Annotated in this window: 20 protein-coding genes and 1 pseudogene; 10 read left to right on the plus strand and 11 right to left on the minus strand. The window is 63.2% G+C overall.

Going from position 1 to position 21,769, the window contains the following annotated elements:
* Nucleotides 1–37: 37 nt before the first annotated feature.
* Nucleotides 38–2,106 (plus strand): annotated as a pseudogene (locus ABRP66_RS00405) (M3 family metallopeptidase).
* Here ABRP66_RS00405 and pdxT read toward each other — a convergent pair.
* Both pdxT and pdxS read right to left on the minus strand, forming a co-directional pair.
* A complete protein-coding gene (gene pdxT, locus ABRP66_RS00410; RefSeq protein WP_502879900.1) occupies nt 2,103–2,762 on the minus strand; it encodes a pyridoxal 5'-phosphate synthase glutaminase subunit PdxT in 660 nt (219 codons plus the stop codon). The pseudogene ABRP66_RS00405 and the gene pdxT sit on opposite strands and share 4 nt — an antisense overlap.
* The gene (pdxS, locus tag ABRP66_RS00415) at nt 2,722–3,609 is read right to left on the minus strand and encodes a pyridoxal 5'-phosphate synthase lyase subunit PdxS (protein ID WP_284770128.1); all 888 of its coding nucleotides are present in this window, start codon (nt 3,607–3,609) and stop codon (nt 2,722–2,724) included. Before pdxS ends, pdxT begins: the two co-directional genes overlap by 41 nt.
* Before the next feature lie 81 nt (nt 3,610–3,690).
* On the opposite strand from pdxS, the gene pdxR reads away from it, so the two are divergent.
* Complete coding sequence (gene pdxR, locus ABRP66_RS00420; protein WP_284770129.1) at nt 3,691–5,007, plus strand: MocR-like pyridoxine biosynthesis transcription factor PdxR; 1,317 nt, start codon at nt 3,691–3,693, stop codon at nt 5,005–5,007.
* 37 nt (nt 5,008–5,044) lie between these two features.
* On the plus strand, nt 5,045–5,242 hold the full coding sequence (locus ABRP66_RS00425; RefSeq protein WP_284770130.1) for a hypothetical protein: 198 nt from the start codon (nt 5,045–5,047) through the stop codon (nt 5,240–5,242).
* Between the two features lie 4 nt (nt 5,243–5,246).
* Here ABRP66_RS00425 and ABRP66_RS00430 read toward each other — a convergent pair whose 3' ends face one another.
* From ABRP66_RS00430 to ABRP66_RS00440, 3 genes are read right to left on the minus strand one after another with little or no spacing between them, the layout of a single operon-like run.
* Nucleotides 5,247–6,083, minus strand: coding sequence for an SPFH domain-containing protein (locus tag ABRP66_RS00430; RefSeq protein ID WP_023025338.1), 837 nt, complete (start codon nt 6,081–6,083; stop codon nt 5,247–5,249).
* Nucleotides 6,084–6,728, minus strand: a complete 645-nt coding sequence (locus ABRP66_RS00435; protein ID WP_284770131.1) for a hypothetical protein — start codon at nt 6,726–6,728, stop codon at nt 6,084–6,086.
* The gene (locus ABRP66_RS00440) at nt 6,728–9,289 is read right to left on the minus strand and encodes a nitric-oxide reductase large subunit (protein ID WP_284770132.1); all 2,562 of its coding nucleotides are present in this window, start codon (nt 9,287–9,289) and stop codon (nt 6,728–6,730) included. Before ABRP66_RS00440 ends, ABRP66_RS00435 begins: the two co-directional genes overlap by 1 nt.
* A 221-nt stretch (nt 9,290–9,510) precedes the next feature.
* Between ABRP66_RS00440 and ABRP66_RS00445 the strand changes: the two genes are divergently transcribed.
* The 4 genes from ABRP66_RS00445 to metX all read left to right on the plus strand — a co-directional run bounded on the left by ABRP66_RS00445 (nt 9,511) and on the right by metX (nt 12,821).
* Nucleotides 9,511–9,723, plus strand: coding sequence for a hypothetical protein (locus ABRP66_RS00445; protein WP_284770133.1), 213 nt, complete (start codon nt 9,511–9,513; stop codon nt 9,721–9,723).
* A gap of 14 nt (nt 9,724–9,737) precedes the next feature.
* Nucleotides 9,738–10,319: an MBL fold metallo-hydrolase gene (locus tag ABRP66_RS00450; RefSeq protein ID WP_284781884.1), complete on the plus strand. Its 582-nt coding sequence runs from the start codon at nt 9,738–9,740 to the stop codon at nt 10,317–10,319.
* An 82-nt stretch (nt 10,320–10,401) separates the two neighbouring features.
* Nucleotides 10,402–11,718, plus strand: a complete 1,317-nt coding sequence (locus tag ABRP66_RS00455) for an O-acetylhomoserine/O-acetylserine sulfhydrylase (protein WP_284853400.1) — start codon at nt 10,402–10,404, stop codon at nt 11,716–11,718.
* Entirely contained in the window at nt 11,715–12,821 is a 1,107-nt protein-coding gene (gene metX / locus ABRP66_RS00460; protein WP_284770136.1) for a homoserine O-acetyltransferase MetX, read from the plus strand. The genes ABRP66_RS00455 and metX overlap by 4 nt, the downstream gene beginning before the upstream one ends.
* A 225-nt stretch (nt 12,822–13,046) precedes the next feature.
* Here metX and ABRP66_RS00465 read toward each other — a convergent pair whose 3' ends face one another.
* From ABRP66_RS00465 to ABRP66_RS00475, 3 genes are all read right to left on the minus strand, one after another.
* Nucleotides 13,047–14,015 (minus strand): HNH endonuclease signature motif containing protein, encoded by a 969-nt coding sequence (locus ABRP66_RS00465; RefSeq protein ID WP_284770137.1) that lies wholly within the window; start codon nt 14,013–14,015, stop codon nt 13,047–13,049.
* Nucleotides 14,016–14,130: 115 nt separating this feature from the next.
* Complete coding sequence (locus ABRP66_RS00470) at nt 14,131–14,445, minus strand: DUF3017 domain-containing protein (protein WP_284781887.1); 315 nt, start codon at nt 14,443–14,445, stop codon at nt 14,131–14,133.
* Entirely contained in the window at nt 14,442–15,290 is an 849-nt protein-coding gene (locus ABRP66_RS00475; RefSeq protein WP_284781889.1) for a bifunctional methylenetetrahydrofolate dehydrogenase/methenyltetrahydrofolate cyclohydrolase, read from the minus strand. Before ABRP66_RS00475 ends, ABRP66_RS00470 begins: the two co-directional genes overlap by 4 nt.
* A 23-nt stretch (nt 15,291–15,313) precedes the next feature.
* Here ABRP66_RS00475 and ABRP66_RS00480 point away from each other — a divergent pair, with 23 nt between their 5' ends.
* Nucleotides 15,314–15,784, plus strand: a complete 471-nt coding sequence (locus tag ABRP66_RS00480; RefSeq protein ID WP_284781890.1) for a tRNA (cytidine(34)-2'-O)-methyltransferase — start codon at nt 15,314–15,316, stop codon at nt 15,782–15,784.
* On the opposite strand, the gene ABRP66_RS00485 is transcribed toward ABRP66_RS00480, so the two are convergent.
* Nucleotides 15,768–17,069 carry a PH domain-containing protein gene (locus tag ABRP66_RS00485; protein ID WP_284770140.1) on the minus strand — a complete coding sequence of 434 codons (1,302 nt, stop codon included), beginning with the start codon at nt 17,067–17,069 and terminating at the stop codon, nt 15,768–15,770. The genes ABRP66_RS00480 and ABRP66_RS00485 overlap by 17 nt on opposite strands.
* Nucleotides 17,066–17,527 (minus strand): PH domain-containing protein, encoded by a 462-nt coding sequence (locus tag ABRP66_RS00490; protein ID WP_284770141.1) that lies wholly within the window; start codon nt 17,525–17,527, stop codon nt 17,066–17,068. Before ABRP66_RS00490 ends, ABRP66_RS00485 begins: the two co-directional genes overlap by 4 nt.
* A 112-nt stretch (nt 17,528–17,639) precedes the next feature.
* On the opposite strand from ABRP66_RS00490, the gene ABRP66_RS00495 reads away from it, so the two are divergent.
* The gene (locus tag ABRP66_RS00495; protein WP_349838159.1) at nt 17,640–18,188 is read left to right on the plus strand and encodes a hypothetical protein; all 549 of its coding nucleotides are present in this window, start codon (nt 17,640–17,642) and stop codon (nt 18,186–18,188) included.
* On the plus strand, nt 18,172–18,399 hold the full coding sequence (locus ABRP66_RS00500) for a helix-turn-helix domain-containing protein (RefSeq protein ID WP_005277240.1): 228 nt from the start codon (nt 18,172–18,174) through the stop codon (nt 18,397–18,399). The genes ABRP66_RS00495 and ABRP66_RS00500 overlap by 17 nt, the downstream gene beginning before the upstream one ends.
* A gap of 165 nt (nt 18,400–18,564) precedes the next feature.
* Here ABRP66_RS00500 and ABRP66_RS00505 read toward each other — a convergent pair whose 3' ends face one another.
* Nucleotides 18,565–21,684, minus strand: a complete 3,120-nt coding sequence (locus tag ABRP66_RS00505) for an error-prone DNA polymerase (RefSeq protein WP_284770143.1) — start codon at nt 21,682–21,684, stop codon at nt 18,565–18,567.
* Nucleotides 21,685–21,769 lie beyond the last annotated feature (85 nt).

Below are 21,769 nucleotides of genomic sequence, written 5' to 3' on the forward strand. Positions count from 1 at the left end.
TCACAGATGGTGGAGTTAATGGGTACATTGGTCATTTATGACTAATCCATTACTCCACCCTTCATCGTTGCCCTACCAACTCCCGCCGTTTGCGGAGATTAAAGTCGAGCACTACCGCCCCGCTTTCGACGAAGCGCTCGCGCGCCACGATGCCGAGCTCTCCGCCATTACTGAAAATCCCGCCGCGCCCACGTGGGAAAATACCGTGGAAACCCTCGAGCGTTCCGGCCAAGACCTCGACCGCGTCATGGCGGTCTTTGGCAACCTTTCTGACACGGACGTCACCGATGAGATGGAAGAGATCGCCGCCGATATCTATCCGCGCCTGTCCGCCCACTACGACGCGATGTACCAGGACGAAAAGCTCTACCAGCGCATCAAGGACGCCACCCCACCCGCCGGCGATGAGGAGGGCGCGCGCCTGCACGAGCACCTTCTGCGCACGTTCGCACGCCAAGGAGCGGATCTCGATGCCGCCGGCAAGGCCCGCCTATCCGATATCAACCAGCGCCTGTCCGCCCTATCGGAGGAATTCGGCCGCAATCTCATGGCCTCCACGCGCGAGCACGCCGTCGAGTTCACGGAGGAAGAGCTCGAGGGCCTGCCGCCGGAGCGCATCGCCTCGGCCAAGGCGGATGCCAAGGCCCTAGGCCGCGAAGGCTACGTCATCCCGCTCGAGCTGCCCACCGTGCAATCGGAGCAGTCCCGCCTGGCTAGGGAGGGGGCGCGGAAGAAGCTCTATGCGGCATCGGCAAGCAGAGGCTCCGAAAACAACATTCCAGGGCTTATCGAGGCCGTCCAGCTGCGCGCCGAACGCGCCGAGCTGCTGGGCTATGCTTCCCACGCCGATTACGTCATCGCGGAAGAAACCGCTGGCAGCGCCGACGCCGCGCGCGACATGCTCGCAGACCTCGCCCCCGCGGCCGCGGCCAATGCCGCCGGCGAGCACAAGCTATTAGCCGAGGAAGCCACGCTCAACGAGCAAGACTTCCACGCCGCGGACTGGCCCTACTGGGAATCCAAGGTCCGCGCCCGCGACTTCTCGCTCGACGAAGAGGAGTTGCGCCAGTACTTCCCCTGGACAAGGTCCTCACCCAGGGCGTATTCGCCGCCGCCGAGTGCCTGTACGGCATTACCGTTATCCCGCGCGAGGACCTGGAGGGCTATGCCGAGGGCGTGCGCGTCTGGGAGGTGTTCGACAAGAGTGTCGAACACGAAGATAAGGGCGAACACGGAGATAACGTCGAGCACGGAGACAAGGGAATTGGCCTGCTGCTCACAGACTATTTCGGCCGCCCCACCAAGCGCGGTGGCGCGTGGATGAGCCAGTTTGTGGGCCAATCAGGCCTGCTGGAGCGCAAGCCGGTCATCGTCAACGTGCTGGGCATTACCAAGCCCGCCGATGGTTCCCAGCCCCTGCTGAGCCTGGACGAGGTGCACACCCTCTTCCACGAATTCGGCCACGCCTTGCACGGGCTGCTTTCCGATGTCCACTACCCCACCTTCGCCGGCACCAACGTCCCGCGCGACTGGGTGGAATTCCCCTCGCAGATCAATGAGAACTGGGCGCTGGATAAGCAACTGGTCAAGCAGTATGCGCGCCACGTCGACACCGGCGAGCCGATTCCCGATGAGCTGCTCGATGCCGTGACCGCCGCCTCCGAATTTGGCCAGGGCTTTGCCACCTCGGAGTACTTGGCGGCCTCCATTATCGATTTGGCGTGGCATTCGCTCAGCGCCAAGGACGCCGCGGCACTTGAGGCCACCCCGGAGGCCGTGGACGCATTCGAGGAGGAGGCCCTGCGCGCGGTGGGGCTGGATAACCCGCACATCGCCCCGCGTTACCGATCGACGTACTTCAACCACCTCTTCGCTGGCGGCTACTCCGCGGGCTACTACTCCTACCTGTGGGCCGAGGCGCTCGATGCCGATGGCTTCGAGTGGTTCAAGGAGCAAAGCGATCTACGCGCCGCAGGACAAAAGTTCCGGGACCTCATCCTCTCCCGCGGCGCCTCCCGCGATTTCGGCGCGGCCTACCGCGACTTCCGCGGGCGCGATAAGGACGTCGCTCCGCTGCTCAAGCGCCGCGGCCTATCCGGCGCCTAGCGGATACTGGCCAGCCAGGCGGCGTGCACGCGCGCCTCATCGTTTTCTTCCGGGTGAAAGCTCAAAGCGGTGACGGCGCCGTGGCGCACGCCCACGACCGCTTCCTCCGCGCCGTCGTGCGGCACGGTCGCGATGACCTCCACGCCTTCACCGACGCGGGTGACCAGCGGGGCGCGGATGAAGCTCGCCTCGATGGGCAGAGTTTCTTCCCCGACCACGACCGGCACGGTGCGCTCGGCGGAAAAGCGCTGGTTGCCAAAGGCATTGCGCCGCACGGTGATATCGAGCAGCCCCAGTGTCTGCTGGCCTGGCGAGGGGTTATCCAGCTCGCGGGCGCAATAAATCAACCCGGCGCAGGTAGCGAGCACGGGAAGGCCTGCGGCCGCGGCCTCGCGCAGCGGGTCGGCCACGCCGAAGGTGCGGGCGAGCTTGTCGATGACACTCGACTCCCCGCCCGGAATCACCAGCCCATCCAGGCCTTCAAGGTCGCGCGGCACGCGCACCCGGCGCGTCCCCGCCCCCAAGCCGTCAAGGACGCGCAGGTGCTCTTCCACGCCTCCCTGCAGCGCGAGCACCCCGATCGTAGCGCTTGCTTCTTCTGGGTGTGCCACGCGATTACCAGCCGCGCTCGGCCAGGCGGTGCGGTGCCGGCACATCGCCGACATTGATGCCGACCATGGCCTCGCCCAGGCCGCGGGAAAGCTTGGCGAGCTCGGCGGGGGCATCATAAAGCGTGGCGGCCTTCACGATGGCCTCCGCGCGCGCCGCCGGGTTACCGGATTTGAAGATGCCGGAGCCCACGAAGACGCCTTCGGCGCCCATCTGGCGGACGAGGGCGGCATCGGCAGGCGTGGCCACGCCGCCGGCAACGAAGAGGACGACCGGCAGCTTACCGGTCTCCGCAACCTCCGCTACCAGGTCATACGGCGCCTGGAGTTCCTTGGCGGCAACGTAGAGCTCATCGCGGTCGAGGTGCTGCAGTCGGGCGATCTCCGCGCGAATCGTGCGCAGGTGCTTGACGGCCTCGGAGACATCGCCGGTGCCGGCCTCGCCCTTGGAGCGAATCATGGCCGCACCCTCGGTGATGCGGCGCAGGGCCTCGCCCAGGTTGGTCGCACCGCACACGAATGGCACGTCGAAGTCCCACTTATTGATGTGGTTGACGTAATCGGCGGGGCTGAGCACCTCGGACTCATCGATGAAGTCCACGCCGAGCTCGCCCAGAATCTGCGCCTCGACGAAGTGGCCGATGCGCGCCTTCGCCATCACGGGGATGGATACGGCGTCGACGATGCCCTCGATAAGCTCCGGATCGGACATGCGGGCCACGCCACCCTGGGCGCGGATATCGGCAGGCACGCGCTCAAGTGCCATGACGGCGCTGGCGCCCGCATCCTCGGCGATGCGCGCCTGTTCCGGGGTCACGACGTCCATGATGACGCCGCCCTTGAGCATGTCAGCTAGTCCACGTTTCACGCGCGTGGTCGCAATGTTTTCGGTCATGCGCTCTATACTGCCCTGCCCAAGTGGTACAAGTAAAGAACCATTTCCCGCGTGTTGGGTTGTACCACTTATACTGTTTTTATGCCCCTGCGCCTCGACCCCGCCGATACGCGCGCCCTGCCGGTGCAAATCGCCGCCGCCGTGCGCGCCGATGTCACCTCCGGCGCCCTGCTGCCCGGCGAGCCCGTCCCCTCCACCCGCGCGCTGGCCACCCAGCTCGGCGTCTCCCGGGGCAGCGTCGTTACCGCGTATGAGCAGCTCACCGCCGAGGGCTACCTCAGCGCTGAGGTTGGTTCCGGCACCGTCATCAATCCCCGCCTGCCTCACAGCCCGCCGCCGCGCCCCGAGCCCGCGCCGCAGCCCGCTGCCGCGCCTGACCTTTTGGAACTGACGCCCGGCCTGCCCGATACCGCCGGCATCATCACCCCCGAATGGCGCGCAGCCTGGCGCGATGCCGCCGCCCAGCCGCTTTCCGATGCCCCTCCACTCCCCCACCACATCGCCAACCACCTGCGCTACATGCGCGGGCTGCGGGTAGATCCGCGCCGCATCGTCGTTACCGCCGGCGCCCGCGATGGCCTCGCTTTAGTGCTGCGTACGCTCGGTACCGCGCTGCGCGTCGGCGTCGAATCGCCCGGTTATCCCAGCCTGCGGCGCATCCCGCAGGCGCTTGGCCATGAGCTGGTGAACGTACCCACCGATGCCGATGGCGTTACCGTTCCCGATACCGACCTCGACGCGCTGATTGTCACCCCAAGCCACCAGTACCCGTATGGCGCCTCGCTGCCGGCCGAACGCCGCGCCGAACTCGTCGCCTGGGCCCGCCAGCATGGCGCTTTACTCATCGAGGATGACTTCGATTCCGAGCTGCGCTACGTGGGTCAGCCGCTGCCCGCGCTCGCTGCGCTCGCCCCAGAGCGCACCGTGTTGCTCGGTACGTTTTCCACCGTGATTTCGCCGTCCATCGCCTGCGGCTATGTGGTGATCCCGGATGGGCTGCGCGGGGGCATCGACAAGCAGCGCGATATCTTTGGCCAGCCGGTCGGCACCATCCCGCAGGCCGCGCTCGCCCATTACCTGGCCAGCGGGGCGCTGCGGCGCCACACCGGACGCATGCGCCGGACCTACAAGCGCCGCCGCGACCTCGTGGCCGATGCCCTGGGCTCTCTCCCCGGCGCGCGCCTGCTGCCCATCAATGGCGGTCTACATGCGGTTTTGCTGTGCAACCCGGCCATCGTCCCGCGGGCCGCCGCCCGCGGCATCAAGCTGACCCCGCTGCGCGAATACTGGGGCGGCGTGGACGCCGAAGACGGCGTGGTTTTAGGCTTTGGCCACCTAAGCGATGACGATCTGCGCCGCAGCCTGAGCGCGGTCGCCGCCGCGCAACGCGAATGTTAGCCTGAATTTAAATGCCCTCGCACAGAAAGACGTAAGAATGATGCTTGGCCCGCTCGAACTTCTGCTCATGCTCATCCCGCTAGCTATCTTCATCGGACTTATAGCCGGTGCCATTTATTTAATCGTGCAAGTCTCGCGCAATACCAAAGACATCCAGCAGAATTCGCAGGCCATCGCGCAACTTCGAGAGGCACAGAAAAACGGCCCCTCCGCTGGGCAGGGGCCGCATTCTTAAATGCCTAGTCCGCAGGCTTTTCCGTATTCACCGCGTGCGAGAAGTTCTCACTGAATTCCTTGAAGCCCTTATTAAAGGTGCCCAGGTTTTCCATGAACCCGCCCATGATGTCTATGGGCAGCGGGAAGACGATGGTGGAGTTTTGGTCCGCGCCGAGTTCCAGGACCGTTTGTAGGTAGCGCAGCTGCAGCGCCGCCGGGGCCTTGCCCAACTCCTCTGCAGCCTCGCGCAGCTCGCGGGAAGACTGCAGCTCACCGTGGGCCGAAATGACCTTGGCGCGGCGCTCGCGCTCCGCCTCCGCCTCGCGCGCCAGGGCGCGCTGCATCATCTCTGGGATTTCCACGTCCTTAATCTCCACGATGCGGGTCAACACTCCCCACCGTTCGGTTTGGCCGTTGATGATCGCCGCTAGGTCCTCGTTAAGCTCCTCGCGGTGGGCCAGCAGGTCATCGAGGCTCGCCCGACCCAAAAGCGAACGCAGGGTGGTCTGCGCAATCTGCGAGGTGGCCACGGCGTAGTTTTCTACCTCGAGGACCGCCTTGCTCGAATCGGTGACCTCGAACATGACCACCGCATTCACGCGCACGGACACGTTGTCCTTGGTGATGATTTCTTGCGGCGGAATCGTCAGCGTGACCACGCGCAAATCCACGCGCTCCAGCTTATCGATGCCCGGCAGCAAGAAATGCAGCCCCGGCTCCAGCATCGGTCGCAGGTGGCCAAAGCGGAAGGTCACGCCCCGCTCATACTGCTTAATCACCTTGAGCGAGTAGGACAAAAACACCCCGATGAGAGCGAGGATGATGCCGATGACGATCGGCCAGAATACGGGAGCGGACACTTAGATTTCCCCTTCCAGTTCTTGACGCACCGAGCGGTAGCGCGTGGATTTTCCGTACTTCGAACCATAGCGATCGACCTGCGCCGCCAACTCCGCCTCGCGGTTATCCATCTCCGGCACCACCAGCTGCGGCGCGTTCGAGGGCGTATTCCACAGGTGGCGGGCCAGCGGGTACACGCCGAAACCGGTGATGATAAGCACCGTAGCCAGCGTCAACGCCACTTCCGCGGGCGAATGGTAGCTAATCAGCGAGGCCAAGGGCAGCAAGTAGCCCATCGCCGCCACCGCCAGCGCGATGCCGCGGTGGAAGCGCCCCGAATCCGAGTGCGGCCACGGATCCAACTGGCGCGTGACCTCCCGGCCATGGTGCGAGACCGTGCACTGCTGCTTGACCGGGCAGGTATTGCACACGGTCGGGTTCGCGCGGTAGCGCATGACGCGGTTTTCCGGGTCGAAGCTGGAGGGCCAGAGCCAGTGATCTTCGGGGCATCGCCAAGCATCGTGGTCTTCCATGTACCGGAACGTGCCGGATTGGTTGGACATGGTGCGGTTGGCGGTTTGTTGCGCCAGCAGGTCGAATACCCAGGCCACTGCGAGCAGGAAGAGCCCGTAGCACGCGGATAGTACGGTAAATGCACCCGGCATTAGTCGTCCTTCTTATCCGAGCGGTAGGTACCGCCCCACTTCGTGCGCGATTCAAATTCCTGGCGCGGCGCGGTGGCGGAATCGCCGCGCTCAGCATCGGGATCTTCCTCCTCTACGAAGGCACCGCGCTCATCAACGTACCCGTAGCGCCGGCCCGTGGAGCTGCGCTTGTCGACTCGCCCCTTGCCTCCAGAAACCAGTCCCACCGAGGATCCCACGGGAACCTCGCCCGCGTGGTCGTCCTCGTCTGGGGTAATGATGCTAAACAGCGGGTTAGTCGGGTGCTCATCCACCGTGGGGATGTCCTTGTTGTAGAGCACCCCGCGCAGCGCCATCCAAAGGAAGGGCAGGATGCCGATGAGGAACATGACATCGCCAGGCAGGCGCAGCCACTCCATAACGAAGTTTCCAGGTTGGGTGATATAGCCCAACGAACGCGCCTCCACGTACCCGGAGCCGACGGACTCGTAAAGCTGCATGATGCCCAGTGGCAGCAGCGAAATTACCACCATCCACAACAGGCCCAGGTTTTGCAGCCAGAAAGCCCAGCCCATGGCCTTATCGGACCATTTGTCCTTGGGGATGAGATAGCGCAGTGCAAAGACCGACAGGCCTACAGCCAGGAAGCCATACACACCCATCATTGCGCCGTGGGCGTGGTTGGCCGTCAGCGCCGTACCGATTTCGTAGTAGGACACGATAGGCAGGTTGACTAGGAAGCCAAAGATGCCTGCGCCCAAGAAGTTCCAGAAACCAACGGCAACGAGGAACATCACGGCCCAACGGTGCGGGAAGGGTCGCTCCCCAGAAGCGCGCTGGCGGGAACCCAGCTGCATGAACGTCCACGCCTCCACCGTCAACAGCGTCAGCGGGACCACCTCGGCGGCCGAGAAGAACGCGCCCAGGGCCATGTGCTCGACCGGGGTGCCGGAGAAGTACAGGTGGTGCATCGTACCCAGCACGCCACCGGTGGAATAAAGGATGACGTCCAAGAAGATGATGCCCAGGGCGATCTTTTCACGGACCACGCCGAGCAGGACGAAGACGTAGGCCACCATGACGGTGGTAAATAGCTCCAGGAAGTCCTCCACCCACAGGTGGACCACCCAGAAGCGCCAGAATTCAGCGACGGAAATGTGGGTTTCCGAGCCAGCCAGGTTGCCCACCGCGTAAAACGCCGGGATGGCGAGGCCCGCAAAGAAGAACAACCACGGCATATTAGACTTGTGCTCATTTTTTAACCGCCCGCGCAGTTGGCGGTAGATGATGCCGATCCACACGAACATGCCAATGGTGAGCAGGACTTGGAAGAAGCGCGGGAGATCGAGGTATTCCCACTGCTGAGAAAATAGCGTTCCCTCTTCGATATAGCCCATGGTGGAGAGCCATTCAAAGGCCATCGACCCGAAGACCACTACGGCGATGGCTCCCAGGAGGAACCAGACGAGCCAGTGCTGCTTCTTCGGCTCTTTCTTGCCCACGAAGGAGGCGAGGAAGATACCCGCCGCCAACAGGCCGCCGGCGGTCCACAGCAGTGATAGCTGCAGGTGCCAGGTGCGCGAGACGTTATACGGCAAGATCTCTTGCAGCGGAATGCCGAAGAAACCGGTGAGCTCGGTGCGATAGTGCTGGCTGGCCGCACCCAGCAGCGCCTGGATTAAGAACAGCAACGCAATGACCAGGACGAACCAGGCCACCACCTTCTGCGACTTGGTCAGCCCGACCTCGCCCGGCTGCTTGAAGTCCAGGTTCGGTGCTTCTTCCGAATGCCAACCAATGGACTTGGACCACCGGCCGTAAATCGCAAAGATCAGGCCGGTACCGCCGATGAGCGCGATGAGCGAGAGCACCGACCACACCACGAGGTCCGCGGTCGGGCCGTTGTCCACGCGCGATTCCGCGGGCCAGTTATTGGTATAGGAATAGTCGTGGCCCGGACGCTCTGCCGCCGAAGCCCACGCGGTCCAACCGAAGAAACCTACGAGGTTATTGATGTCTTGCTCATCGGTAATAAAGTCCGACGGCAAGCCACTGTTGTGGGAATCGGGGCCAAAGTACTGAGCGTAGTAGTCCTTATTGGCCTCGAATGCCGAAATCTGGTTATCGGTCCACTCCAGCACGCCCGTTTCTTCGTCATAGCGGTTGGTGCGGAATTCTTCTACCACGGCCTCTTCGGGAGTAGCGGAAGAATCAACGAAATCGGGCATACCATTCGCGTCGTTTTCCTCGCGGGCGTGATCGAGAGCGCGGCGCAGGTACTCCGCCGTATAGTCCGGGCCCAGGTAGGCGCCGTGGCCCAGCACGGAGCCGTATTGCTGCAGGCCGCGGGCCTGGTACAGCGCCTGGCCGTTAGTGATCTCTTCCTTGGTTAAGACCGTTTCGCCCGTGGATTCGGAGACAATCTTTTCCGGCAACGGCATGGATGCGTCATAGGTGCGGTACGCCAAAAATCCCATGACCAAAAAGCCAAAGATCATGACGAGGGCAATGCCTTGCACCCACACGTTGCTCACCTTGAGGACCGGTTTCTTCCGGTCCTCAACCCCAGTCGTGGTGGCCATAAAGTGTCCTTTTCACAGTTGTAGAGAGTTCGACATACATCATTATGAACGGACAAAGCGGTGTTAAATAGTCGAACGGAAGGCCCCTACCCCCATTCGCCCACATCGGCCAGCCCGCACGCGAGCATTATTGGGAAAATCGGTGCACCATATAGCCGGGTTCCGCCCCCAGAATCCCCACCCAGCTTGTTTACCCCCGGTTTTTCCGTAACAATTAATGCATGACATTCGCAGAGCACACCAAGCGCAATTGGCTCATCACATTATTCGCCGCGATTTTCCTCGCCGCCATCGTCTGCATGATTTTCTTAAACGATCCACACCGCACAATGGTGGTCGCCATGGTCTTTATCGCCTCAGCAATCCTGCTCTTCGGCGCAATCCTCGGCATCTGGTACCTATTTCGCCGCAAGGACGAAAAAGACCCGCAGTAGATAGGCTAGGACGCATGGAATTTAGCTTGCTTGGCCACGCCTGCGTCGCAGTTGCGGCGCCGGGCGGGCGTATCCTCATCGATCCCGGAACCATGACGCCCGCCTTTCCCGACGCCGATGCGGTGCTCATTACCCATGCGCATGCAGATCACCTAGACCCGGACCGGCTTCCCGATGCCCCACTCTGGGCGCCCGCCGAAGCCTGCGAACAGCTGGGGCGCGGTACCGCGGTTGCACCGGGCGAGACCATCACCGTCGCCGGCCTCGACATCGAAGTACTCGGCGGCCAACACGCGCCGATCCACCCGAATATCCCGCGCCCGGCCAACGTGGGCTACTACTTGGGTGGCCTGCTCCACCCGGGCGATCAGTACATCGATCACCCGGCCAACGTGTTGCTCCTGCCCATCGCTGGGCCCTGGGTAAAGGCCGCGGAGGCCGCCGATTATGCCCAGCGCGTCGGCGCCGCGGTCACGATCCCCATCCATGACGCCGTGCTTTCCGATGTCGGCCGCACCGCCTTCGACACCATGCTCACCAAAGCCGGAGTACAGGGCTATAAGCGGCTAAATCCAGGCGAGAAATTTACCGCTTAGTCTATTTTTATTCTCTGACTACCCTGCGGTTTCGCAGCGGGGTGCTGTACGTTACATACCGCTTGGTCTAGTCTTGCGTGGCATGACGACGAAATACGATAACTCCAACGCAGACTGGTCCTTCGCCACCCGCTCCGTTCATGCAGGCCAAAACCTCGACGGCGCGCACAACTCCCGCAATGTGCCGATTTACCAAACCACCTCGTACGTCTTTGATGACGCCGAGCACGCGGCCAACCGCTTTAACCTCTCCGATGCAGGCCCCATCTACACCCGCCTGACCAACCCAACGCAGGATGCGCTGGAAGAGCGCTTGGCCTCCCTTGAAGGCGGCGTGGCCGCCGTGGCCTTTGCCTCGGGCCAGGCCGCAGAGACCGCGGCCATTTTCAACCTCGCCTCGGCAGGCGATCACATCGTTTCCTCCCCGCGCCTCTACGGCGGCACCTCCACCCTCTTTACCGTCACGCTCAAGCGCCTTGGCATCGACGTCACCCTCGTGGAAAACCCGGACGACCCCCAGTCCTGGCAGGACGCCGTACAGCCTAATACCAAGGCCTTTTACGGCGAGACCTTTGGCAACCCGGTAGCCGATGTCCTCGATATCCCCGCCATCGCCGAGGTCGCGCACACTAACCAGGTCCCGCTCATCGTGGATAACACCATCGCCACCGCAGCGCTGGCCCGCCCGCTCGACTTGGGCGCGGACATCGTCGTGGTTTCGACCACGAAGTTCTACACCGGCAACGGTTCTGCGGTGGGCGGCGCGATTATTGACGGCGGCTCCTTCGACTGGACCGTCGAGCGCGACGGCGAGCCGGTATTCCCCCACTTCGTCACCCCCGACGAGGCCTACCACGGCCTGAAGTACGCCGACCTCGGCGCCCCCGCCTTCGCGCTCAAGGCCCGCGCCGGCCTGCTGCGCGATACCGGCGCCGCCATTTCTCCGTTCAATGCATGGCTGACGCTTAATGGCATTGAGACGGTAGGGCTGCGCATCGACAAGCACAATGCCAACGCCCAAGCCGTGGCCGAGTACCTGGAAGGCCACGCCAAGGTGACGAAGGTCAACTACGCCGGCCTGGATTCCTCGCCGTATAAGAAGATCAAGGAGAAGCTGGGTTACTCCTATACCGGCTCCGTGCTGTCCTTCGATATCGACGGCGGGCGCGAGGAAGCATGGGCGTTTATCGATGCCCTGAAACTCCACTCCAACCTCGCCAATATCGGCGATACCCGCTCGCTCGCCGTTCACCCGGCGACCACCACGCACTCGCAGTCCGATGATGCTGCCCTTGCCGCGGCGGGCATTGCGCAGTCGACCATCCGATTGTCTGTGGGCATTGAAGATATCGACGACATCATTGCTGACCTCGAATTGGGATTTAACGCACTGGCATGAGCTGTATAAGTATCGGCGATTTTCGCACCGAAGCAGGCGCCACGCTTTCCGATGCCCACATCGCCTACCACCGCTTCGGCCATTTCCTCGGCGATCCGCACGGCGGAAATAACGTCATCTTGGTGGAACACGCGCTGACCGGCAACGCCGATGTGGCCGAGTGGTGGTGCGATCTCATTGGCCCAGGCAAGGCGCTGGATACGACGAAGTGGTGCGTTATCGCCATGAACGCACTCGGTGGCTGCAATGGATCCACCGGCCCCTCCTCCCCGCATCCAGATGGCCGCAGTTGGGGATCGCGTTTTCCGGCGCTATCCATTCGCGATTTGGTGGCCGCGGAGAAAAAGGCGCTGGAAGAACTCGGAATAACGCGCGTACATGCGATTATCGGCGGTTCTATGGGTGGTGCACGCGCCTTGGAATGGACGCTGATGTACCCGGAGGCGGTCGATGCTGCGTGCGTTATCGCCGTCTCCGCGCGCGCCTCCGCGTGGCAGATTGGTATCCAGTCGGCGCAGATTTCCGCGATTGAACGCGATCCCTTCTGGCACGGCGGCGACTATTATTCCTCCTCCCAGCGCCCTCGCGAGGGACTCGCGGCGGCGCGGCGCATCGCGCACCTGACGTATCGCGGCGAGCAGGAAATTGATGAGCGCTTTGGTGTTCAGGCCCAAACCGACGAAGAACCCCTTGGGCCCTATCGCCGGCACGACCAGCGCTTCGCCGTGAACTCCTACCTGGATTATCAGGGCTCGAAGCTGGCGGATCATTTTGATGCCGGCTCCTATGTCACACTTACCGAGGCCCTCAACCGCCACGACATCGGCCGTGGCCGCGGCGGCCTGAACCGCGCGCTGGGTTCTTCGCAGGTACCGACCATGGTCGTGGGCGTCGATACGGACATCCTTTATCCCTATCACCAGCAGGAACACCTCTCTCGGAACCTAGGCAACCTGCTGGCCATGGCGAAGGTAGTCTCTCCCGTCGGCCACGATGCGTTCCTCACGGAGTCGCGCCAGATGGACCGCATCCTGCGCAACTTCCTCACCCTGTCCCAACCGCACCCGCTGGACGCGGACAGCACAATCGACTACGCCATCTAGCCAACCCCGCCTACACGCCGGCGCGTGCGCAATTCCGCATCGCCTACGCCAGCGGTTTACGGTCACTGGTGGCTCGACGCACGAACGGGACGCGGCGCGAGGCAGATAGTGGCGGGGTCCGGAACGGGGGCACGGTAAGTGGCTAGCCCGGACTCCTTGCAGAAGGCATACAGAAGGATCGCCGGAGCGGCGCAGGTTTAACTGCGCTGGCTTCGGCAATGTTCTTTATCGGGCCCAGGGCGGGCGCCACACGATGCCTTCGTGCGGGTGGCGCTCTAGGCGCCCACGACGGGGCGGGGCATTTGGGTCATCGTCGTTGACGGCGTTGTGATACTTGCAGGCGATGGTCAAGTTCTCGGAGTTGGTCTCGCCGCCGAGCAGCCACGGTTGCAGGTGGTGAACCTGGCATTCATCGGCAGGGATATGACAATCAGGCCACGGGCACACCGGATTTTCGGCCATCGCCATCTGCCGCTGCTTCCAGGTGGCCAGCCGGCGCGTGTGGTACAGGTTCACGGGGCCGGTGACGGGGTGGATGAGGGTGATGAGGCCGGCATCGGCAAGCGCGCGCTCCGCTAGCTGCGCACCGGTGATGGTGGCACCGTTAGTCAGCTGCAGGGTGACGTCGTCCTCGCCGTGGGTAACCTTCACCATGTCATCTAGCGTGAGGACCACGTTAGTAGTGATGGTGGAGGCGGCCGCGCCCTCTGCAAATACCCGGCGCGCATCGTCCACGGTGGAGACGTGGTTATTAATCTCAGCCACCAGGCCCGATTCCGCGGTGATGGTCAGCGTCCACAGGTCATCGGTGCGGCGGGTAAGACGCACGCCCTCCGCGCGCTTCTGTGTGCGCTCCTCCTTGACGCGGCGGCGGGCGCGCTTTTCTATCTCGCTGGTAGAAACGTTGAGCCGGCACAGCTCCTCGCGCAGGGCCCACGCCGCGCGCTGGGTCTTCAGCTTCTGCGCGTGCACCTCGATGATTTTCAGCGCATCGAGCGGGAGCGCGGTCGTTCGGGCGGCGCGCTGCTTGGCGCTAAACGATGTCTTGCCAAAATACGTATCTGCCAAGCGCGCGAATTCCGCTGCCTCTTTATCGCTAAAACCGCGGTCTACCAATTCGGCTTCGGATAGCCCAGCGCACTCCCCGATGAGCGCCATCGGGGAGTTTATCGCTGCGAGGTAATCCGAAATCATGGCCCCGAGCCTAAACCGCGGGTAGCTGAGGGCGCGAGGCCAAGTGCGCGGCGGCTGTGGATAGCCGCGCGACACGCCGCAGATTGGTGATACTGAAACAATCACCTGTGGATAACTAGCTGCCCAGCGCGTCCACGGAGTAGGCGAGAAAGGCCATCAGCGCACCGATGACCCCGGTAAAGGTGGCATCGAAGCGGCGCGAGCGCACCGCCAGCACGCCGACGCGGCGCGAATCGCACGTCAGGCGCACCACCGTCAGCCACAGCAGCGCGAGCCCGAGCAAGAAGGTAGCTCGGCGCCAATACTCGAAGATGGCATAGCCGCCGGACAAGGCCACCCCGGCGATGAAGAGCCCGATGGCCACCCACTGCACGGAAGCGGGCAGCGGGGACGGTTTCAGGTGCGCGTCGTGGGGATTGTCTAAATTCACGCCAGCTTTTCCGCGCGCTCAACGATGTTGCGCACCAAGAAGGCCCGCGTGAGCGGTCCGACGCCGCCTGGGTTGGGCGAGACGAACCCAGCCTTATCCCAGCAATCGGGGGCGATATCGCCGGTGAGCTTGCCGTCGACGCGGGATACGCCGACATCGAGAAGCGCGGCGCCTTCCTTAATCATGTCCGCGGTAAGCATGTGCGGTTGGCCGGCGGCGGCGATGACGATATCGGCATTGCGGGTTTCGGCGGCAAGATCCTTCGTGCCGGTGTGGCAGAGGGTAACGGTGGAGTTCTCACTGCGGCGGGTCAACATCAGGCCAATGGGGCGGCCGACGGTCACGCCGCGGCCGATGACGACGGTCTTGGTGCCGCCCAGCTCCACGCCGAAGCGGCGCAGCAGGTGCAGGCAGCCATTCGGGGTGCACGGCAGCGGGGCTTCCTCATTGAGAACGAGCTTGCCCAGGTTGACCGGGTGGAGACCATCGGCGTCCTTTTCCGGATCGATGCGCTCGAGGATGGCGTTTTCATCCAAGTGCTTGGGCAGCGGGAGCTGGACGATGTAGCCGGTGCAGGCGTCATCGGCATTGAGCTCATCGATGACCGCCTCGAGTTCCTCCTGCGAAATATCCGCCGGCAGGTCCTTGCGAATGGAGTTGATGCCCAGCTTTTCGCAATCGCGGTGCTTCATCTTTACATAGGACTGGGAGCCTGGGTCCTCACCCACCAGAACGGTGGCCAGGCCAGGGGTTATCCCCTTGTCCTTCAGGGCGGCCACGCGCTCAGCGAGGTCCGCAAAAATCTCGTCACGGTACAAGGTGCCATCTAGTTTGGTAGCGCTCATAGCCCCCATCCTAGACTGAAGGCATGAGCCAGCTGCACATCGTCTTTGATAATCCCGTCATCCCGACCAATACCGGCAATGCCATTCGCACCGCGGCGGTGACAGGCGCGAGCCTGCACCTGATTGAGCCGCTGGGGTTTAATTTTGACGATAAGCACTTAAAGCGCGCCGGGCTGGATTATCACGACCTGGCAGATGTGCAGATCCACAAGGATTTCGACGCGTGCATGGAGGCACTGCCCGGCGCGCGCGTTTTCGCCTTTACCACGCATACGGATAAGTGGTTTACGGAGGTTGAGTACCAGGACGGCGACGTGCTGCTCTTTGGCACGGAGCCGACCGGCCTGCCAGATGAGCATGTCAACCATCCGCGCATCACCGATCAGGTGCGCATTCCGATGATCCCGGCCAGGCGCTCGATGAACCTCTCCAACTCCGCGTCTACCGCGGTCTTTGAGGCGTGGCGCCAGCTTGGTTTTAAGGGAGCGGTGTAAGTTCTGGCAGGTCGCGGGAGCGCAGGCGGTTAAGCAGCGCGTGGGCATCGGCAAGCGCGAGGTTGCGCGCCGCCATGGACACGGGCCCCTGCACGAGGTCGAGCTCCACCGTGGCTAGGCCGAGCAGCTGGGATATCGGGCCGCGGCGCAGGGTGAGTTCCTGGATGTGGCGCAGCTCGATGGCTTGGACGCGGCGGTTGAAGCGGCCGGCGCGCACGATGACATAGTCGCCGGTCAGCGCGACGGTTTGCTGCCGGTAATCGATGGGCGAGACCCATTTGGCGCGCGCGGGCGAGGCATAGGTCGGGGCGGCGTCGGCGGGCAGGAATTGCCGGGCTTGGCTGCGCTTGCCGACGGGCACGATGCGCGTCGATCCCGATCCCTCGCCGCTGGCCATGCCGCCGTAGCCGGCGACCGACACGCGCGTTTCGTACCAGTCGAAGGGCCGCCACAGGAAGGGCTGGGTGACTTGGACGGCGTGGATGCGCTCGAGGCGGATGTTTTGGCGGCGGCGATCGGCAAGGCCGTAGGTGATATTGAGCACGCCATCCTCAAGGCTGGCGGTATAGCGCCACGAGGAGTCAATCACGTTCCAGGCGCGCGGGACGGTGGCCAAAAGGATAGGCAGCGTGATGGTCAGGGACATCGGTGTGACCACGAGGAATACAAGGGCCGCAATGAGGACGATCGTGGACACGTGCAAAGCGGCCGCGGCCAGGGAACGCGCGATGGGGATTTCGGGGATAAGGACGTTGTCCTCTTCTTCGGCTGGCTGCTCCTCAGTCGGCCGCTCCCGCGGCTCGCCGTGGACGCGGGAGAGGATTTCGGCGCGCAGGGCCTCGGCATCGCGCTTTTTCAGGAAGGCGATTTCGATGGCGGACGACTGCCCGCCGGCCGTTTCCACGCGCACGGCTGCGAGCCGGAAAAGGCGGGCGATAACGGGCTCGACGACGTCGACCGCCTGCGTGCGGTCATAGCGCGCGGTGCGCTGCTGCTTCGAAATAACCCCGCGGCGCAAGGTGAGTTCCTCCTCGCCCAGCCGGTAGCCCATCTGGCGCCACCACACGCCGGATACGAGCCAGACCACTGCGCATACTGCAATGAATCCGGCTAGGGCGAGGCCGATATCGCGCAGGTCCGCGGCGCTGTGTTCGCCGGTAACGAAGGCAAAGATTCCGCGCAGCGCCTCCATATTGACGTTTAAGGCAAAAGCCGCGATGACGGCCAGGATGACCGACCACAGCTGCAGCAGCGGGGTCAAGCGGTGGACGCGGTGGTAACTCATAGCCCGCTCATCCGTTCGCGGGCGTGGTGGGTGAGGCGGGTGCGGAGGGCATCGGCAAGCGGGGCGTCCAAACCCTTCACCGTGGCGTCCGTGGTTGCGGAGGCGGTGTGCAGCTGCAGCTCCTTGAGCCCGAAGGCGCGCTCGAGGGGGCCGGCAGTCACGTCCACGAACTGGATGCGGCCGTAGGGCACAACGGTGAAAGAATGCCACAGCTTGCCGCGCGTAATGAGCAGCTCATCGTCGGTTTCGCACCAGCCCATGCGGCGCACTTGGGCCGGAATGAGCCAGAGCAGCCAGAAAAAGAGGACGGTGAAGAGCCCCGCCGCCCAGTAGAACCACGGGGTCCACCAGTACCCTGCCGCTGCGGCCGCCGCGGCGGAAATAACCGTCCAGCCCAGGTGGCGGATGTAGCGCACCTTCACCAAACGCGGCGAGACGGGGTTCATTTCTTCGCTCATAGCTACTGACAGTAGCAATCGGTCTCGCACCCTTGCGCAACTTATCGTTAGTCGATATTATCGAATTACGACAACATCGAAAGTCGATAAGGAATCGACGGAAAGGATTGTCATGACCACCCCACAGCCCACCTCTCAAGCTGAGCGACGCGAAATTAACGCGGCGGCCGCCCTCTGCCTGTTCACCATTATCATCCTCGGCCCCACCTACCTGCGCGACCTTGTCACCGGACGCTTTTCCACCGCACTGAGTGCGGCCATCCCGGAAGGCCTAAGCAAGCACAACCTCGACGGCGGGCCATTCTGGATGCTCACTGCGGGGCTCGTCTTCAAGATTGCAGGAATCTTGATTATCGCGTTCTTTGCCTACCGTTTGGTCAAACCGATGCTTCGTGGGCAGGTTTTCAATACGAAAAACATCCGCTTTCTTAACGGCATGACCATCGGAATCCTTGTCTGGTTTATCGGACGCTTCCCACTCGAAGGTATGGGCAATAACTGGGCTTCCTCGCAGCTCGACATTGACTGGTGGGCCAACCAGAGCGGAACCCCATTAGGCGAGCTTGCGCTGCCCTACCTTTTTGTCTGCACTCTCCAGCTCTTCTCAGTTGCCATCAAGCGCGGCAGCAAGCTCGAAGAGGAGGTTGAAGGCCTTGTCTGAGGAGCAAGAACCCCAGGTGATCTGCCACCTCGACCGGATAATGGAAGAGCGCGGTATTACCGGAGCGGCGCTCGCCAAAGAGGTAGGTATCACCCCAGTTAACCTGTCCGTTCTGAAGAATAATCGCGCCAAGGCCGTACGCTTTAACACCCTTGCAGCACTGTGTGCGGCACTGGACTGCCAGCCGGGCGATATCTTCGAAGTGGAATAGAAAACCTTGTCATTATGTTGGGTTTATGCAGTACTTTGACCTACGTCCACGGAAATCTATAGGAAGAATTCCTAATGGCTAACTAACTCGCCGCCGGCGTCTAGTACCGGCCGGCGATGTTTTTCTCGGCCTGGCCACCGCTTTTGGGCTTCGATGCGGAGAAAACTAGCGGAAATCCCGGGAGCCGCGCGAGAGGAAATCACCAAAGTCCAGCGGCTCGAGCTTATCCGCGACCACGCTTACCGCGCCGGTGGCGTTTTGCACGATGCCGCGGATGATAAGCGCGCGGGCGGTACGGGCGAGCACCTTCTGGCGGGACCACAGCCCGGGCGAGACCATCACGTTCATCAGTCCGGTTTCATCCTCCACTCCCAAAAAGGTCAGGCCGGAGGCGGTGCGCGGGCGCTGGCGGTGCGTAATGATGCCGGCGATGCGCACGCGGGTGCCATCGGGGACGTGGGGAAGGCGGGAGGAAGGCAGGACATCGCCAAGCGCGGCCCTGACTAGCTCCATAGGCTGCTTATCGTGGGTGACGCCGGTAGCGGCGACATCGGTAGCCATCAGCTCGAACACCGACATGCCGGGCAGGTGCGGTGAGGCGAGCGCGGAGGTGCCGGGCAGCATGCCCTCGCGCTCGGTGGCGGCGACGCCAGCCTGCCAAAGCGCTTGGCGGCGCTCCAACCCCAAGCACTCCAGCGCCCCCGCCGTGGCCAGCGCCTCCACCTGCTCCACGCTAAGATCCGCCCGGCGCGACAGATCGGAGACGGTGCTAAAAGGCGCTGTGGCCTCCACGCGCTCGGCGGCCTTGTCCCCCAGCCCCTTGATGAGGTTGAGGCCCAACCGGATCTCGCCGGTGGGCAGCGCCCTGGCCTGCGCGCCGGAATCATTGATGCTCACCGGCAGCACGCGCACGCCGTGGCGCCGGGCATCCTGAATGAGCGACTGCGGCGAATAAAAGCCCATGGGCTGCGCGCGCAGCAAGCCCACGCAGAACTCCGCCGGGTAGTGGTGCTTGAACCACGCGGAAAAATACACCAGCGAGGCGAAGGACTGCGAGTGCGATTCCGGGAAACCGTAGGCGGCAAAGGCGGTGATCTTGGCCCAGAGCTTCTCCGCGACTTCACCGTCGATGCCGTTGGTGGCGCGCAGGCCCTCGAAAAAGCGGCTGCGCAGCGCGGCCATCTTGGCCGGTGAGCGCTTCGAACCCATGGCGCGGCGCAGGTCATCGGCCTCGGCGCCGGTAAAACCGGCGGCATCCACCGCAATCTGCATCAATTGCTCTTGAAAAAGCGGGATGCCCAGGGTTTTACCCAGCGATTTCTCCAGCACCGGGTGGTCATAGGTCACGGGCTCGAGGCTATCGCGCCGGCGCAGGTAGGGGTGCACGGAACCGCCCTGGATGGGGCCGGGGCGAATGAGCGCGACCTCCACCACAAGGTCGAAGAAACAGCGCGGTTTGAGCCGCGGCAGCGTGGCCAGCTGCGCGCGGGACTCCACTTGGAAGACGCCGACGGCATCAGCGCGGCAGAGCATGTCATAGACAGCGGGCTCGGCTAGGTCGAGTTCCCACAGGCGCACCTCGCGGCCGGTGGTGGTGCGCACGGCATCGATCATGTGGTGCAGCGCCTCCAGCATGCCGAGGCCCAGCAGGTCGAATTTCACCAGCCCGGCGGCGGCGCAATCGTCCTTATCCCATTGCAGCACGGAGCGGCCTTCCATGCGGGCCCATTCCATCGGCACCACGTCCGCGATTGGCCGGTCACATAAGACCATGCCGCCGGAGTGGATGCCGAGGTGGCGCGGCTGGTCGAGGAATTGCTCGGCGAGTAAGGAGACATCGGCAGGCGGCTCGGCTATGCCCTTCGACCACGCATCGGCCGAGCCCTGTGGGTAGCCCAGCGCGCGGGCGGCGTCGCGGGTAGCACCCTTGCGGCGGTAGGTAATGACGTTAGCCACCTGTGCGGCGCGGTCGCGGCCGTGGGTGCGATAGACGTATTGGATGACCTCCTCGCGCCGGCCGGATTCGATGTCGATGTCGATATCGGGCGGGCCATCGCGATCCGGCGACAGGAAGCGCTCGAAGAGCAGCTGCGCCGAAATGGGCTCGGCGTTGGTAATGCCCAGCGCGAAACAGACGGCGGAATTAGCTGCCGAGCCGCGCCCCTGACAGAGGATATTTTCCTGGCGGCAGAAATCCACCAGGTCGCAGACGATGAGGAAATAGCCCGGAAAGCCCAGCTGCTTGATGATGCCCAGCTCGTGCCGCATCTGCTTTTTCGCCTTGGCCTGTATTTCGGGCGGGCGCGAGGCGTAGCGCTTTTTACCGCGCCGCCACACCTCGTGTTCGAGCCAGCTCATCTCGGTATGCCCCTCCGGGACGACAAAGTCCGGCAGGTTGGGCGCAAGTGCACCCCAGGTAAAGGAACACTCGCGGGCAAGGCGCACGGTTTCGGCGATAAGCTCGGGCCGGCCGGGAAGCAACTGGGCCATCTGCTCGCCGGAGCGCATCCAGCCTGCGCCCATCGGGTGGGCATCCGGTGCGGCTTCCTCTAAGGATTGGCGGTGCGCCAAGGCGCGTTTAGCGGCGGCGAGCCTTACCTGGTCGCGCGTTGCTGCCGCAGGTCGAGCGGTTGCGATGGCGCGGAGATTATTGTACTTATCCAGGAAACTGTGGTGATCCGCATCTTCGGGAGACATTGTGCACGCATATTCGAGAACTATGCTGTCTATTTTTATTCTTTCGAGAACGTGATCGATTTTTTGTATAGCCTCCCACCCCAGCAGGAAAAAGCACTCCTCTTCTAGCTCACGCGCCACGGCGTCTAGGGGCGGGTAGGCAACGCCTCCTTTCTCCCCGGCATCCATCCGCGCGCGGGCGATAAGGCGAGAGAGGCGGCGATAGCCTTCCGGCGTGCGCGCCAGCACGGTCACTGGGGCCTCCGCGAGGGAAAGCTCCGCGCCGTATATGGCCGAAAGTCCGGCCCTAGCTGCGGCTTCCGCGAATTTCATCAGGCCGTAGAAGCCATCCCGATCCACAACAGCCAGCCCCTCGAGGCCAAGCTCTAGGGCGCGGGCGACCAGCTCTTCCGGCTCGGCGGCGCCGTCGAGAAAGCTATAGGAGCTTACCGCGTGCAGCTCCGCAAAGGGCACGGCGGAATACCCGCGCTGGACAGGCTCATCGCCGCCGCCGAGGTGATGCACGGCGACGGGCGCGGCAGCGTCCTTGCCGGATAGTATCCTTTCTAAACGCGACCACGGCAGCGCCTTTCCACCATTAAATTTCACCCTTCACAGGGTAATGTCGAATTAATGTTCTATACAACCCGGCACGATGAGACGCGTTCAATAGACAAAGCGGTTCGCTTATTGC

It is taken from the genome of Corynebacterium sp. KPL2680, assembly GCF_040225675.1.
Classification (GTDB): domain Bacteria; phylum Actinomycetota; class Actinomycetes; order Mycobacteriales; family Mycobacteriaceae; genus Corynebacterium; species Corynebacterium rhinophilum.

What these genes read in the sequence shown, in the direction of transcription:
- pdxT (WP_502879900.1), bottom strand. Translation starts at nt 2,762, where the DNA reads ATGTGCCGGCACCGCACCGCCTGGCCGAGCGCGGCTGGTAATCGCGTG.
- pdxS (WP_284770128.1), bottom strand. Translation starts at nt 3,609, where the DNA reads ATGACCGAAAACATTGCGACCACGCGCGTGAAACGTGGACTAGCTGAC.
- pdxR (WP_284770129.1), top strand. Translation starts at nt 3,691, where the DNA reads ATGCCCCTGCGCCTCGACCCCGCCGATACGCGCGCCCTGCCGGTGCAA.
- ABRP66_RS00425 (WP_284770130.1), top strand. Translation starts at nt 5,045, where the DNA reads ATGATGCTTGGCCCGCTCGAACTTCTGCTCATGCTCATCCCGCTAGCT.
- ABRP66_RS00435 (WP_284770131.1), bottom strand. Translation starts at nt 6,728, where the DNA reads ATGCCGGGTGCATTTACCGTACTATCCGCGTGCTACGGGCTCTTCCTG.
- ABRP66_RS00440 (WP_284770132.1), bottom strand. Translation starts at nt 9,289, where the DNA reads ATGGCCACCACGACTGGGGTTGAGGACCGGAAGAAACCGGTCCTCAAG.
- ABRP66_RS00445 (WP_284770133.1), top strand. Translation starts at nt 9,511, where the DNA reads ATGACATTCGCAGAGCACACCAAGCGCAATTGGCTCATCACATTATTC.
- ABRP66_RS00450 (WP_284781884.1), top strand. Translation starts at nt 9,738, where the DNA reads ATGGAATTTAGCTTGCTTGGCCACGCCTGCGTCGCAGTTGCGGCGCCG.
- ABRP66_RS00455 (WP_284853400.1), top strand. Translation starts at nt 10,402, where the DNA reads ATGACGACGAAATACGATAACTCCAACGCAGACTGGTCCTTCGCCACC.
- metX (WP_284770136.1), top strand. Translation starts at nt 11,715, where the DNA reads ATGAGCTGTATAAGTATCGGCGATTTTCGCACCGAAGCAGGCGCCACG.
- ABRP66_RS00465 (WP_284770137.1), bottom strand. Translation starts at nt 14,015, where the DNA reads ATGATTTCGGATTACCTCGCAGCGATAAACTCCCCGATGGCGCTCATC.
- ABRP66_RS00475 (WP_284781889.1), bottom strand. Translation starts at nt 15,290, where the DNA reads ATGAGCGCTACCAAACTAGATGGCACCTTGTACCGTGACGAGATTTTT.
- ABRP66_RS00480 (WP_284781890.1), top strand. Translation starts at nt 15,314, where the DNA reads ATGAGCCAGCTGCACATCGTCTTTGATAATCCCGTCATCCCGACCAAT.
- ABRP66_RS00485 (WP_284770140.1), bottom strand. Translation starts at nt 17,069, where the DNA reads ATGAGTTACCACCGCGTCCACCGCTTGACCCCGCTGCTGCAGCTGTGG.
- ABRP66_RS00490 (WP_284770141.1), bottom strand. Translation starts at nt 17,527, where the DNA reads ATGAGCGAAGAAATGAACCCCGTCTCGCCGCGTTTGGTGAAGGTGCGC.
- ABRP66_RS00495 (WP_349838159.1), top strand. Translation starts at nt 17,640, where the DNA reads ATGACCACCCCACAGCCCACCTCTCAAGCTGAGCGACGCGAAATTAAC.